Genomic DNA, 15,045 nt, shown 5'->3' with positions numbered 1-15,045 from the left:
ATAAAGGTTACTTCACGATCTTCCAGAAGCAATTTATTAGATATAGTTTTTATTTCAGTTTACATAATTAAATTATACTAAGTAAAATACGATATTTATTAAACAAAAAGGGGCTGTCTTCAAGTGTGAGACAGCCCCTTTTGTTTTTGTATCATCTATAAATTATGCATTAGTAACATCTACTGTTGTAGCTTCTGCAATTCTTTTATATTCTCCACTTACTAATTTTTCACGAATTCCTTCGTAAGCTTTAAGTGTTTCATCAATGTCTTCTTTAGTATGCATCGCTGTAGGAATCATACGAAGTAAGATAATTCCTTTAGGAATTACTGGATAAACAACAATTGATAAGAAGATATTGTAATTCTCTCTTAAATCGTTTACCATTACCATTGCCTCTGGAATACTTCCTTTTAAATAAACAGGAGTAACGCAAGTGTTTGTATCACCAATATCAAATCCTCTTTCTTTAAGACCATCTTGAAGCATGTTTACGTTTTCCCATAACTTTGCTTTCATTGAAGGATTCTCTCTTAAAAGCTGTAATCTTTTTAAAGCTCCTAATGTGAAAATCATTGGCAATGATTTAGCAAACATCTGAGAACGTAGGTTGTACTTTAAGTAATCAATGATATCTTGATCAGCTGCTACAAAAGCACCAATAGAAGCCATTGATTTTGCAAAAGTTGAGAAGTATACATCAATTCCGTCTTGACATCCTTGCTCTTCTCCCGCACCAGCTCCAGTAGCACCTAATGTACCGAATCCATGAGCATCATCCACTAAAAGACGGAAGTTATACTTTTCTTTTAAAGCAACTATTTCTTTTAATTTTCCTTGCTGTCCTCTCATCCCGAAAACACCTTCTGTGATCACTAAAATACCGCCACCTGTAGTTTCAGCCATTTTAGTTGCACGCTCTAAGTTTTTCTCAAGACTCTCAATGTCATTATGCATATAAGTGAAACGTTTACCCATATGTAAACGAACACCATCAATAATACAAGCGTGTGAATCTACATCATATACAATTACATCATTCTTTGTAACTAATGCATCGATGATAGAAACCATTCCTTGATAACCGAAGTTTAAAAGGTAAGCTGCTTCTTTGTGTACAAAAGCCGCTAACTCATCTTGTAATTGTTCGTGCATTGTTGTGTGCCCAGACATCATACGTGCTCCCATTGGGTAAGCCGCTCCATATTCTTGCGCCGCCTCAGCATCTGCTCTTCTCACCTCTGGGTGATTTGACAAACCTAAATAGTCATTGATACTCCAGTTAATAACTTCTTTTCCATGAAACATCATACGATTTGACAAAGGTCCTTCTAATTTAGGAAACACATAATATCCCTCCGCTTGTGAAGCCCATTTTCCTAAAGGTCCTTTATTTTTCTGTATTCTGTCAAATAAATCGTTTACCATAATATAACTATGTTTAAAAAACAAATGCAAAATTAATCATATTTTGTATGCTTTCATAATAAAAGCGAAACATTTATTTGCATAAATCTATCTAAAATTAAAATAAAAAATTAATTTTCACAAGAATTTTACTTATATTCTGTGTGAAGACTACCAAATAGACCGAGCCGTTGATCAACTTGATCAGATAAAACACCTTATTGGTATAAAAGCAGAAACCTTCCAATTATGGAAGGTTCCCATGTATCTTTAATACAAACTTGGATATAAACTTGGGTTTACTTCGTGCATCATTGCGTATACCTTTTCAAAGATATCTTCGCTAGATGGTTTACAGAAGTAATCTCCATCAGTTCCATAAGCAGGACGGTGAGCTTTAGCACTTAATGTACTTGGTTCACTATCTAAATGCATATAAGCTCCTTGTTCTTCTAAAATTTTCTGTAGTAAGTAAGCAGAAGCACCGCCCGGAACATCTTCATCTACCACTAGTAAACGATTTGTTTTAGCGATACTCTTTACTGTATCGTGATTAATATCAAAAGGAAGTAAACTTTGAGCATCAATAATCTCTACTTCAATTCCTACTTCTGCTAATTCATTTGCTGCTTGTTCTACTAAGCGCAAAGTAGATCCGTAAGAAACAATAGTTAAATCACTTCCTTGACGAATAGTTTCCACCACACCAATAGGTGTTTGTAATTCCCCTAAGTTATTTGGTAATTTTTCTTTTAAACGGTATCCATTTAAACATTCAATTAATAAGGCAGGCTCGTCTGATTTTAATAAAGTATTGTAAAAACCTGCTGCTTTAGTCATATTACGAGGTACTAAAACATGCATACCACGAAGAGCATTGATGATCATTCCCATTGGAGAACCTGAATGCCAAATCCCCTCTAAACGGTGTCCTCTTGTACGAACAATTAGTGGAGCTTTTTGACGCCCTACTGTTCTGTACTGTAATGTAGCCAAATCATCACTCATGATTTGAATAGCATATAAAAGATAATCTAAGTACTGGATTTCTGCAATCGGACGTAGTCCCCTCATAGCCATTCCAATTCCTTGACCTAAAATGGTAGCCTCGCGAATACCTGCGTCACTTACTCTATTTAAACCGTGTTTATCTTGAAGACCTTCTAGACCTTGGTTAACATCTCCAATGTTCCCACTGTCTTCTCCGAAGATCATCACATTTTTATTATTAGTGAAAATATGATCGAAGTTATCCTTTAAAATAACTCTTGCATCTACCTCAGGTGCATCTTGATCATATTGTGGCTTAACCTCCTCAATGGTAAGAGCGCTTAAATCGGATTCACTCATTAAGTTCGAGCTGAATCTAGGTTGATTTGTTAAGAAATAATCTTTAATAAAATCTACTAAAGGCGTTTTATTACCTTGTTTTATAACCATGCGAAGAACCTTTCTTGCAACCGATAAAACATCTTTGCGAATTGGTTCTTTAATTTGACTTAAATCTTGAGCTATCTTTTCAATTGCTTGTTGTTGCTCACTAGAAGTTGCAACTTGCTTTAATACCTCTACCAACGTGTTTCTCTCTTCAATAATTGGATTGATATAAGCTTGCCAAGCAGCTTTTTTACCATCTAAAACTTCCTTTTTAAGCTTTTTATCCAACTCATCTAATTCTTGCTCTGTAGAAAAACCTTGTTCGATAATCCACTTTCTCATTTGAAGTAAACAATCCATCTCTCTTTCCCATTCTAAGCGTTCTTTGCTCTTATATCTTTCATGAGATCCAGAAGTGGAATGTCCTTGTGGTTGGGTTAACTCATCCACGTGAATTAAAACAGGAACATGCTCATCTCTTGCGATTTTAGATGCTTTTTCATAGGTCTTAATTAACTCTACATAATTCCATCCCTTAACGCGAAGAATTTCATATCCTTTACCATTTTTATCTCTTTGAAATCCTTTTAAGATTTCCGATATGTTTTCTTTGGTTGTTTGGTATCTAGCATGTACAGATATTCCATATTGGTCATCCCATACACTCATTACCATAGGAACTTGTAATACACCTGCTGCGTTGATTGTTTCAAAGAACAATCCCTCTGAAGTGGAAGCATTTCCAATTGTACCCCAAGCAATTTCGTTTCCGTTTACAGAAAAATTATTAGCTTTATCAGCCTCTGGAAATTCTCTATAGTATTTAGAAGCTTGCGCTAATCCTAATAATCGAGGCATTTGTCCTGCTGTAGGAGAAATATCTGCACTCGAATTCTTTTGCTGTGTTAGATTTTTCCAATTTCCGTCTTTATCCAAGCTGTGTGTAGCAAAATGTCCACCCATTTGTCTACCACCACTCATTGGATCATGTTCAATATTTGCATCTCCAAATAATCCAGCAAAAAACTGTTGAATTGACAATTGGCCAATAGCCATCATAAAAGTTTGATCGCGGTAGTATCCTGAACGAAAATCACCATTTTGAAATGCTTTAGCTAAAGCTAATTGTGGCACTTCTTTTCCATCACCAAAAATACCGAACTTAGCTTTCCCAGTAAGCACTTCTCGCCTACCAAGTAAACTACATTCTCTACTGATTCTTGCTATTTTATAATCTTCTAATGCCTGCTCTTTAGTTACTACTAAAGGAAGGGTTTTGTTTTTTTGCTTTTGACTCATTGTAAAATTATCTTATTTACCGGTTACGAATATAGAATATTAAAGATAAAAAAGCTAACATTTAACACACCATTATTTAGAATAAAAAGAAAGGAGATTTACACATTAGATAATTTTACAAATAAAAAATTACACTTTTAATAAATTATGCCAATTTTTTAACTACCCAATAGGAATCTATCAATACGGTTTTTAAAAAACTCCTTATATAATCTATAGGTAAACATAAAAAAAGCCCTCCTTAAAAGGGAAGGGCTTTTGTCGATATTATCGGATAATAGTTAAGAAGTTTTCCATCGATTTCCTAACCTTTTTTAAAGGTAAAAGCCAATCATTTGCAGTATCGCGTTTACCTAAAGCTAGTACACTTACACTTTTCAAACCTTTGCTTTCTAAATTAAAATAAGCATCTAATTGATCATTGTGAAACCCTTCCATAGGAGAAGCATCTATTTTCAATTCAGCCGCCGCTGCAACAGCCATTCCTAATCCAATATAAGATTGACGTGCTGCATGATCAAATTGCTGGTCTGCACTTAGGGAAGAAAAATGAGCCTTTAAACTATTCTTGTAGTCTAACATACTGTCTTTTTCCAATTCACGAGTCTTTTCCATATGATCAAAAACCTGATCTATACGTTCAGAACTATAGGTGTCCCAAGCAACAAACAATAGTAAATCAGAACACTCCACTACTTGAGCTTGATTCATTATAATAGGAGACAACTCTTGTTTTACTTGTTGATTTTCAATCCAAATAACCTCAAAGGGTTGAAGTCCAGAAGAAGTCGGGGCTAAACGAGCTGCTTCGATAATATCCATTACCTGAGCCTTATCTAATTTCACATTAGCATCGTATCTTTTAGTTGCATATCGCCATTTTAAGGCTTGTAATAATTCCATATAAAAATATTTTTAGGGATTACTCTTCCCTATGTTCTTTAAAAAAGGTTTCAACATTATGCTGGATTCTGGCTAAGGGGTCGGAATCGTCTGTTTTAACAAACTCACAGCCCATAATATGCTTATATAACTCCATATACCTATGGGAAACAGATTCCACATATTCCTGGCTCATAAAAGGCACCTTTTGACCAGGTTTTCCACTAAATCCTTGCTCTAAAAGCCATTCGCGAACAAATTCTTTAGATAATTGCTTTTGAGGTAGATTATTTTCTTGACATCCCTTATAAGTATCTGCATAAAAATATCTGGAAGAGTCCGGAGTATGAATTTCATCTATTAAAACGATTTCTCCATCGATTGTCTTACCAAATTCATACTTAGTATCTACTAAAAGCAATCCTTGTTTTAAAGCAAATTCTGAACCTCTCTCAAATAAAGCTCTAGTGTACTTTTCTAATATAGCATAATCACTTTGACTTACAATCCCTTTTTGAATAATCTGCTCTGCAGAAATATCCATATCATGTAGTCCTAGGTCTTCTTTAGTAGAAGGAGTGATAATGGGAAATGGAAGCTTGTCATTTTGCTTTAAGCCATTTGGCAACTCTACCCCACAAATAACCCTGTTACCACTTTGATATTCTCTAGCGGCATGACCTGCCAAATAACCTCGAATAACCATTTCTACTTTAAAAGGAGTACAAGCCTTTCCTACAATCACATTTGGATCTGGACACCCAATAAGCCAATTAGGAACTATATCCTTTGTTAACTCCATAAATCGAGTGGCAATTTGATTTAAAATCTGCCCTTTATAAGGAATTCCTTTAGGTAAAACCACATCAAAAGCAGAAAGTCTATCCGTTGCAACCATCACCAAATATTTATGGTCAATAGTGTAAACATCTCTTACTTTGCCTTTGTAAACCGAAGTTTGATTTTCAAAAGAAAAATCAGTCTGTGTTATTGTGTTTTGTCTCATATGTAAAAATTGTGTAGTTCTTTTATTATTCCCTGTCTTTACAAGAATACTGCCTAAAAAAGCCAGCAAAGCAAAGCTTTCACAAATCGAGTTGTACTAAGATAAGAAGTATTCCATAAAATACTATTATAAATAGAGAATACCCCCTACTTCTATCAAGCACCTTTGTAATTCAATACTACAAATTTAATAATTAAACTCTTTTATAGCTTTAGTAGTTTATCTTTTTTTCACTACTTATATTAAAAAAATAAATTTTATACACTTTCCCCTTACCTAAAACAAAACCAATAACTCCCCTTATAGGAAATTATCCAATTAACATTACATAGAAACTTGATATAACAACAGTAAAACCAATAAAAATGAATGCTAATAAATAAAAAGCACTCATTTTATGATAAATAAAATATAAAAAACTTTTATTTTGCCTTTAGTTACTATCTTTGCACCAATAAAGTGACAAAATAACGTTACTATATTAGTTTGGGGAATCGTGTGAAACTCACGAACTGTCGCGCAACTGTGAATTAGAATTATATTTTAATAGTCAGACCACCAAAAAAACAAAAACAAACCACCTGACTTTCGCGAATCAAAGTAACAGGATAGCTTCTACCTACACTATAAGTAGAAATTTGTTATCTATTGTTAGAATTTTTGATTAGCCTATTAGACAGTGGGATAAAAAACTCAAAAAAACATTTAATTACTATGGAAAGTCAATTAACAAATAGAGAACAAAGAATCGCAAAAAAAATCAAAGACTCTCAAACCCATGTTTTCCGTGCAGTTTTCCCAGGACAAACTAATCACCACAATACTATGTTTGGTGGAGCGGTACTTTACATCATGGATGAAATTGCCTTCATGACAGCAACTCGCTTTTGTCGCAAGCCAATTGTAACGGTATCTAGTGATAAGGTAGATTTCAATCACCCTATTCCAGCAGGTACTCTAGTGGAGCTAATCGGAACAGTCACCAGAGTAGGAAGAACTAGTTTAGATGTTCGCGTTGATGTCTTTGTAGAAAGCATGTATAGAGAAGGACGTGAAAAAGCAATCACCGGAAACTTTACCCTAGTTGCTATTAACGAAAGTAAACGTCCTGTTCCTGTTATAGACGAAATAGATTAATTCTACCCAAAATATAGCACAAAAAAAGGGGAACTATCTCATAGAGATTACTTCGCTGTCATTTTGAAATAATTTATTAGGTATAATTTACATTTTAGATTAAATAATAAAATTATACTAAGTAAAACTCAATATTTTTTAAAACAAAAAGGAGCTGTCTTCAATTGTGAGACAGCTCCTTTTTTATACTCAAGCTATAATTAGTTTACAGCATCTTCTATTTCTTCTACCATCATTTTGATAGACTTAAGTCCGCCACCTGATAAGTACCAAACTTCTGCGTCTAAGAAAATGATTTTATCATTTTTATAAGCATTAGTTTGTTTGATAAGCTCGTTTGCAAATTCCTCTTTTGTCATTTTAGTACGCTTAACTGCAGCACCTCTATCAATTACAAATAAGTAATCTGGGTTTACTTCTTTAATAAACTCATTAGAGATTGCTTGTCCATGGCTAGCAGCTTGAATATTAGTATCTGCAGGTTTTAAACCGAACACATCGTGGATAATTCCGAAACGAGACCCCTGTCCATAAACACTAAAACGACCTTCGTTTACTAACACCATTAAAGCAGTTTTATCAGAGTCTTTAGTCAATTCGTTAATATGAGCAATTCTTTTGTCAATATCCTCTAGTTCTTTCTCAACCTGATCTTGTTTACCATAAAGCTCACCAATAATGCGTTGATTGGCTTTAAAGGATTCCATATAATTCGCTGGATCTATCTCAAGATTAATTGTTGGAGCAATTTTGCTTAATTCATCATATAATGGAGCTTGTCTACCAGAAATAATAATAATCTCAGGATCCAATTCATTTACTTTCTCCAGGTTTGGATCTTTAATCCCACCAACATCTACAATAGAGGCATCTTTGCCATACTCTTGTAAATACGAAGGCAAATTAGTTTTTGGAAGTCCTTTAACAGGAATATCTAATTCATCAAATGTATCTAAAGCACCATAGTTTAATACTACTGCATTTTTAGGATCTTCTTTCACTTTAGTTTCTCCTGATAAGTGAGACACCGTAATTTGTTTTACATTAGGATCCTCTTGTTGAGTTTTAGTGTCTTTACAAGAAACCAAAAGCCCTATTGATGCTGCTAAACAGCTTATTAAAAATTTATTCATATTTATATAGTATTGATAGTTTACTTAAAGTATATACATATTTTATTATCACAGTTATCCACAATAGTCATGTCGATATCGAAAACTTCTTTCATAATGTCTTCCGTAATTATATCCTGAGTAGGTCCAAAATGAATAATCTTATGGTCTTTTACAGCCGCAATATAATCTGCATAAGACGAAGCATAGTTGATATCGTGAACTACAATAATAATGGTCTTCCCATATTGATCAGCTAAAACGCGTAAAATCTTCATGATCTCCACTGAATGCTTCATATCCAAGTTATTCAAAGGCTCATCTAGTAGAATATACTCCGTATCTTGAGCTAGTACCATGGCTAAGAAAGTACGCTGTTTTTGCCCACCACTTAACTCGTCAATATACTGATCCTTCATTGAGGTAAGTCCCATAAAGTCCAAACTCTCATCGATTTTCTCCATATCATAGCCCGTTAACCTACCTTGACTGTGAGGAAAACGTCCAAAGGATACTAATTCTTTTACTGTTAATCGAACATTAGGATTATTGGCTTGCTTTAGGATAGATAAACGCTTTGCAAAATCTCTACTTGTAAAACCAGTAACATCTTGATCTAATAAATTAATCTCTCCAGAATCTCTAGCTACCAATCTACTTATTATAGATAGAAGTGTACTCTTACCAGTTCCATTACCACCAACCAAGCAGGTAATTTTTCCCTTTGGGAAGTTAACCGACACATCATCCAATATCATCTTCTCTCCGTAAGCCTTACGAATATTCTTAACTTCTATCATGATTTATTGCTCTTTAATAATAAATAAATAAAATAAATACCTCCCACAAAATTAATAATAATACTAATTGTGGTAGACATATTAAACAAATGTTCTACTAAGTACTGCCCTCCAATTACGGTAACCGAAGTTAAAAGACAACATGTACTTACCATGTATATATGTTTACTACTCTTACAAATCTCGTAAGTTAAATTTGCTACCAATACACCTAAGAAAGTAATAGGTCCTACCAAAGCCGTAGAAATGGCAACCATAACTGAAATAAGCATTAAATTGGCGCGAATAACCCCATGGTAATCTACGCCCAAAGAAATAGCGTTCTCTCTACCTAGACTCATTACATCTAAAGATCTAAAATAACGTACCCCCCATAGCATCACAGCCACAAGAATTACAGCAGAGACTCCTAATAAATGAAGATTAATTTTATCAAAAGAGGCGAACATTGCATTTTGAATAATCAAAAACTCATTGGGATCAATTAACATTACTATAAAGGAGGAGAAGCTTCTAAAAAGCGTTCCCATTAAAAGTCCTACTAATAACAAAAGATACATACTCTTACTTTGTCTGCGAAATATGGCATAATACATTGCCAGGGCAAAAAGCAACATTAAAGCTACTGAAACAAAGAAGTTAGCCTGGGTATTAAGCACTTGAAAGGTTCTATCCCCATAAGCAAAAACAAGTAAGCTCTGTAAAAGCAAATAAAAAGAATCAAACCCCATAATAGAAGGTGTTAAGATTCTATTGGCTGCAATGGTTTGAAAAACAATACTAGAATACCCAATAGCAAAAGAAATAAGTAGCATAGCTAATACCTTATACCCTCTTCTTGGTAAAACGTAATCTAATTTAGTCCCCGTAAAGGTGAACATATAAATAGCGATACAAAACAGTAGAGCTACAAATAAAATGGTGATAACCTTATTCTTAAACATTTTTAGTCTTTTTAAAGATTAATACCAAGAAAATAACTCCTCCAATAATACTTACTGTAAGGCCGATTGGAATTTCATATGGAGCAATAATTAGACGGCTAATCATATCACAAATCAATAAGAAAATCGCTCCAATTAAAGCAGTATAGCTAATGGTTTTCTTAAGGTTATCCCCAAACATTAAGCTTACGATATTTGGAATAATAAGTCCTAGAAAAGGTATAACACCAGCAGTTAAAACAACTACTGTAGAGGTGATAGCTACAAAAAACAATCCCAAATAGGTAATTTTCTTATAATCTAATCCCAAAGAACTAGCAGTATCTTCTCCTAGGCCTATAATGGTAAACTTATTGGCATATAAATAGCTTAAAAAGACAATTGGTACTCCTAGGTATAATATCTCGTAATTTCCTTTTAAAATAGCTGAAAAATCCCCAATTAGCCACCCTTCCATATTTTGCACCAAATTGTATTTATAGGCAAAGAAAGTAGAAATAGCACTTAAGATATTACCAAAAACAATACCTACTAACGGTACAAAAATAATATTCCTCATTTTTATTTTTGAGGATATTTTTAAAAACACCATACTAGCTAAAAGTGCAATAACAAAAGACAAAGTCATTTTAACAAAAATCCCGCCACTAGGAAATAACAGTATACTAAAGAGTATACCCATTTTACAGGCATCCAAGGTCCCCATTGTGGTAGGAGACACAAATTTATTCAAGGAAATTTGTTGCACGATTAAACCTGAAATACTCATACCTACCCCAGCAATCAATACGGCAATCATCCTTGGGATTCTACTCACCAAAATAACCATTACCTCATCTTGAGTAAACTGATGGATATTGAAAATAGATATATCCTTAACTCCAATAAAAATGGAGATAAAGGAAAGTATTAGGAGTATAAGAACTAGTAAAATTCTTATCATTTTAAAGCTTGTTTTTATTTAGAATAAAATTAAATAATGGCAAATATATAAAAGTATGACAAGTGTAACAAAACAAAAATCAAACTAAATATTCCCCAACAAGGCTAACACAAACAAACAAATGCAATAATCTTAATACAGAATTGAATATTCATCACAAAAATAAATCATAACACATTAAATAAACAAAATAATAACTATTAAATGAAACATAATACAATTCGATACTTTATTTTATAAAGCAATATTTAAATCTCACTAATAGCTAAAATGCCATAATAAAACCAAAAAAATTGTTTTTGAAATACTATCTCTTTTAGAAACACTTCTAAAATAAGTAGCCATTAACACCTTTTGGTATTAATGGCTACTTATGTTTACAAACTCAAAAATTGTATTAAGGCGTCACTAACTCTATAGACTCTACTATAGCACTATCTATAGGTTTAAGTAGCATAGTGCGTCTACGCAATTCGCTAACTTTAAATTTATAGATAGAACCGTCATTTAATGCCACTTTAATAACTCCCGCCTCCAATTCAAAACTCCCACTGTACTTTTCCAAATCATAGTTATTAATTCCCTCAAGATCTCCTCCCTTTAATAAAGAAATGATGAAAACAGATTTTTGCAATAAACTCTTCTCAAGTTTATAGTCATTGGCTGAACTTGAAAAATTAAAATGAGCTGCAGTCCACTTTTTACTTATATTATGTAAATTCACCTCCATAACTGGATTCGGATCGCGATCATTATTACTGTCATCCGTGGAGCACCCCGCTAAGCCTCCCAATAATAAACCTAAGCTTACAACAACAATTACTAAATACCTCTTACTCATAGCCCTACTTTTAAATTTTAAACCTCTCATACTTAAAAGTTTTTAAATTAACTTAAAACCTTTACTAAAACTCAATTAAATCTACAAAATAATAAGTTAACTTCAGTAATTATGATAAAATATTAATTTAATTAACTTTAAAAATACCATACAAAAAGTAAAATATACCAAAACAAGTTACTACTTGCCCTCTTTTAGGCCTTTAAAATGTTAAGCTTAGTTAAATTAAATAAAAAAAAAGGAAATCTTTTTTCCTTTTTTTTTTATTTACAACGGTCTTTATATTTTATTATTCCACAGAATAATTCAAGTAATTATCGATAGTTTGCCTAGCTATAAAGTGATAGTTCTCTCTTGCTTGGGCATAAATTTGCTTTGCTAGGTCTATTTGCCCCGAATCAACTAAAGCCAAATACAAAGGCTCTAGAAATTTCCTCCTACCAACTGTAGACATAAATGCTGTGGCATTCTCATTTACGGTAGCGTATTGTAATAAAAAGGATTTCTCAAACCAAGCACACTGTATTTCTGCGTTATTACTGTTTGTAAAATCGTATAATTGATCTATTTTAGCTAAATCCTCTTTACTTAGGCTTTGGGTATCAATGGACCTAATATAATGTACAAATTGATTGGTAGACCAATCCGTTGGCCTTTTTTCAAAAGATTCCTTTTCACTAAAAGACGCCACATCTTGTTTGTATTGCCTATCTACTTGATCTAACAAGGAGGAATTTGGCTTTTGAAATTCAATTGGCCAACCTGTATCATAAATCCAGTTTTGAACAAAATCATCCTCTCCATGGGTTAAGTTTTCCTTTAGGTAGTCTACAAAATTAGCTGTAGTCATAGTTTGAAAAGCATTGTCCGCAAAGTACTTTTGGACAAAAACATCAAAAGTATCTCGAGTGTAGCGATCCTCTAGCATTTTTAAGAACAAATAACCTTTATCATAAGGAACATCAGAGAAAGCATCATCGGGATTTCTATCATGTAAATCCACATATAAAGAAGTAAAGTGATTATCTATAAGATTCATAGAGGTTTGTAAATCTTGATAACCATTTACACTAATCATATCAGCGTAATCTTTACCAAATACCTTCTCCATAATACGTCTTTCAAAGTACACCGTAAAGCCTTCGTTTAACCAAAAGTCATCCCATGTGGCATTTGTAACTAAGTTACCAGACCAAGAATGAGCTAGCTCATGTGCAATTAAATTGGTTAAAGATCTATCGCCGACTAAAATAGTTGGAGTAGCAAAAGTTAAACGGGGATTTTCCATCCCTCCAAAAGGAAAGCTAGGCGGTAAAATAAGCACATCATATTGCTTCCATGGGTAAGGTCCGTAAAGTTCTTCTGCAGCTTGCAACATAGTATCCAATTGAGCTAATTCCCAAGAAGCTTTAGAGAGCAATTCTTGCTCTGCATAGACTCCTGTACGCTGATCAATTGCCTTATAATGTAAATCCCCAACAGCTAATGCAATTAAATATGGCGCTATGGGCTGGTCCATTTCTAAATGATACACTCCCGAATCATTCTTCTCTTTGGCATTAGTAGCACTCATTACAGCCATCAAATCTTTAGGAACTTTTACCTTTGCATTATACGTAAGGCGAATACTTGGGGTATCTTGAATAGGAATATAAGATCTTGTCAAAATTGGCTGGCCTTGGGTTAATAAAAATGGATACTTTTTATCATGAGTCTGAGAAGGCTCTAGCCATTGTAAGGCACTAGCTTTTGGCGTTGTTTGATAATAGATTTTAACCAAAGTATCTGCATCGCTTATAAAAACCCTTAAAGCAGATCCTTTAATAGAGTCTCTTTGGGCTAATTCCCATTTGGCACTATGTCCTTGAACTTGTACAGAGTCAATTATCAAATGATCTGTATCAAAGACAATACTTGTGGCATTATTGTTTTGAAAATCATACTCTGCGCTTCCTTTTATAATTTTTTGATTAAAGTCTACCTCAACATCCCATAGTAAATGGGTTATTTTAGCATTATTAATTTCTGCAAAACTTTGATTATCTACAAGAATAGGCGAAGCAGATTCGGACTTATTTTGGCAAGAAACAACAGCCGTAGCTGCACACAAAGCCAAGAATACTTTAAAAGGTGTTTTCATAAGGTCAATAAAAAATACATTTTCAAGTTGCAAATATATAAATATCCACTTAAGGGGTCTTATCTATTGCTTTTTTATCTGTCTTTTGCCTTCTATTACTAAAGCGTTAATTGAAAACTACTGTACTTTGATTTAAAACAAAATCATTACTTTTGTACTTTATTTTAAAAAGTAATAAATAAAAAATGGGAGAAACTCCACTTACTTAGTTCTCCCATTTTTTGAAAATACACATTATCACTTTTATTGTGATGTACACAATTATATCACACAACACTTAAGTAATATCTATAAACACTAAACTTATAAAAACACATACACTAACTGTATATTATAATAGATATTTCCTTAATTTTGATAGTGCAAATCTCTAAATAATTATATAACCTTTATAGGACATTTGTCCTTAAGCAGATAAAAAAATGTTAAGAAAAAATATTGAATTCCTATCTTATATAGAAAGCCTTGCGCAAAGTGAGGTTTTTAGTGACAAAATTTTGCTAAAGACTTTTAAACCGAAAGAGGAGATTTTAAATCAGGGAGATGCTGTAACTAAAGTTATTGTAATCAAGGAAGGTATTACAAAATGCTATATCACAGAAGAAAATGGAAAAGAGTATATTCCTGAGTTTTTGAGCACTGGTGAAATAATGGGAGAAATTGAAATGATTTCAAAACGAAATTGCCTTTGTTCCGTTCAAGCAATTACTCCAGTACAAGCCTATATTATTCCAGCTTCGGTTTTTGAACACCTATTGCAAACCGACTTAACTTTTAATCACACTTTATTGCATATCGAAGCCCTTCGACTATACGATACAAGTAGCAAAGCTTCTTTTCAACAGCTTTATACGGTAGAACATGCTTTGGAGAAGCTCATAGAGCTGCAAAAGCTGCAAAATGTCAATTTAACCAAAGAAGATATTGCCTCATATTTAGGAATAACTACTAGAACGTTAAATAGAGCCTTAAAAAAACAAGAATAGAATAGGAGGCTGAAGATTATTTCTTCAGCCGACCTTTCACACCACCCGGCATACGGTTCCGTACCAAGGCGGTTCTTAACTTTACGATACTTTTAAGTAGATGTCATTTAGAGATGGATAACCTGCTCGTCTTAGTACTTGCTTATTTAATGTAGTATGGAGGACAAAACT

General features: G+C 33.3%; 12 protein-coding genes and 1 riboswitch. Of the genes, 2 read left to right on the top strand and 10 right to left on the bottom strand.

Features of this window, described 5'->3' with window-relative positions:
* Positions 1 to 162 precede the first annotated feature (162 nt).
* The 4 genes from ACYSNX_RS09915 to ACYSNX_RS09900 all read right to left on the bottom strand — a co-directional run bounded on the left by ACYSNX_RS09915 (position 163) and on the right by ACYSNX_RS09900 (position 5,971).
* A complete protein-coding gene (locus ACYSNX_RS09915) occupies positions 163 to 1,428 on the bottom strand; it encodes an aminotransferase class I/II-fold pyridoxal phosphate-dependent enzyme (protein WP_461754524.1) in 1,266 nt (421 codons plus the stop codon).
* Between the two features lie 249 nt (positions 1,429 to 1,677).
* Entirely contained in the window at positions 1,678 to 4,083 is a 2,406-nt protein-coding gene (locus tag ACYSNX_RS09910) for an alpha-ketoacid dehydrogenase subunit alpha/beta (protein ID WP_461754523.1), read from the bottom strand.
* A 267-nt stretch (positions 4,084 to 4,350) separates the two neighbouring features.
* Positions 4,351 to 4,986 carry a nitroreductase family protein gene (locus tag ACYSNX_RS09905; RefSeq protein ID WP_461754522.1) on the bottom strand — a complete coding sequence of 212 codons (636 nt, stop codon included), beginning with the start codon at positions 4,984 to 4,986 and terminating at the stop codon, positions 4,351 to 4,353.
* A gap of 19 nt (positions 4,987 to 5,005) precedes the next feature.
* Positions 5,006 to 5,971 (bottom strand): phosphoribosylaminoimidazolesuccinocarboxamide synthase, encoded by a 966-nt coding sequence (locus tag ACYSNX_RS09900; RefSeq protein ID WP_461754521.1) that lies wholly within the window; start codon positions 5,969 to 5,971, stop codon positions 5,006 to 5,008.
* Between the two features lie 472 nt (positions 5,972 to 6,443).
* A riboswitch (adenosylcobalamin-variant (AdoCbl-variant) riboswitch) is annotated at positions 6,444 to 6,539 on the top strand.
* 146 nt (positions 6,540 to 6,685) lie between these two features.
* On the opposite strand from ACYSNX_RS09900, the gene ACYSNX_RS09895 reads away from it, so the two are divergent.
* Positions 6,686 to 7,108, top strand: coding sequence for an acyl-CoA thioesterase (locus tag ACYSNX_RS09895; RefSeq protein WP_461754520.1), 423 nt, complete (start codon positions 6,686 to 6,688; stop codon positions 7,106 to 7,108).
* A 200-nt stretch (positions 7,109 to 7,308) separates the two neighbouring features.
* Here the strand turns inward: ACYSNX_RS09895 and ACYSNX_RS09890 are convergent, their stop codons facing one another.
* From ACYSNX_RS09890 to ACYSNX_RS09865, 6 genes are all read right to left on the bottom strand, one after another.
* Positions 7,309 to 8,241: a siderophore ABC transporter substrate-binding protein gene (locus tag ACYSNX_RS09890; protein WP_461754519.1), complete on the bottom strand. Its 933-nt coding sequence runs from the start codon at positions 8,239 to 8,241 to the stop codon at positions 7,309 to 7,311.
* Positions 8,242 to 8,261: 20 nt separating this feature from the next.
* Positions 8,262 to 9,020, bottom strand: a complete 759-nt coding sequence (locus tag ACYSNX_RS09885) for an iron ABC transporter ATP-binding protein (RefSeq protein ID WP_461754518.1) — start codon at positions 9,018 to 9,020, stop codon at positions 8,262 to 8,264.
* Positions 9,017 to 9,964, bottom strand: a complete 948-nt coding sequence (locus ACYSNX_RS09880) for an iron chelate uptake ABC transporter family permease subunit (protein WP_461754517.1) — start codon at positions 9,962 to 9,964, stop codon at positions 9,017 to 9,019. The genes ACYSNX_RS09885 and ACYSNX_RS09880 overlap by 4 nt, the downstream gene beginning before the upstream one ends.
* On the bottom strand, positions 9,957 to 10,907 hold the full coding sequence (locus ACYSNX_RS09875) for an ABC transporter permease (protein WP_461754516.1): 951 nt from the start codon (positions 10,905 to 10,907) through the stop codon (positions 9,957 to 9,959). Before ACYSNX_RS09875 ends, ACYSNX_RS09880 begins: the two co-directional genes overlap by 8 nt.
* 397 nt (positions 10,908 to 11,304) lie before the next feature.
* Positions 11,305 to 11,748 carry a hypothetical protein gene (locus tag ACYSNX_RS09870; RefSeq protein WP_461754515.1) on the bottom strand — a complete coding sequence of 148 codons (444 nt, stop codon included), beginning with the start codon at positions 11,746 to 11,748 and terminating at the stop codon, positions 11,305 to 11,307.
* A 289-nt stretch (positions 11,749 to 12,037) separates the two neighbouring features.
* Positions 12,038 to 13,888 (bottom strand): M1 family metallopeptidase, encoded by a 1,851-nt coding sequence (locus ACYSNX_RS09865; protein WP_461754514.1) that lies wholly within the window; start codon positions 13,886 to 13,888, stop codon positions 12,038 to 12,040.
* A gap of 422 nt (positions 13,889 to 14,310) precedes the next feature.
* On the opposite strand from ACYSNX_RS09865, the gene ACYSNX_RS09860 reads away from it, so the two are divergent.
* On the top strand, positions 14,311 to 14,874 hold the full coding sequence (locus ACYSNX_RS09860) for a Crp/Fnr family transcriptional regulator (protein ID WP_461754513.1): 564 nt from the start codon (positions 14,311 to 14,313) through the stop codon (positions 14,872 to 14,874).
* Positions 14,875 to 15,045 lie beyond the last annotated feature (171 nt).

The sequence above is a fragment of the Myroides sp. LJL115 genome (assembly GCF_054871665.1).
The sequence above is the reverse complement of the archived record's forward strand: the minus strand, read 5'-3'. Positions and strand labels throughout refer to the sequence as shown.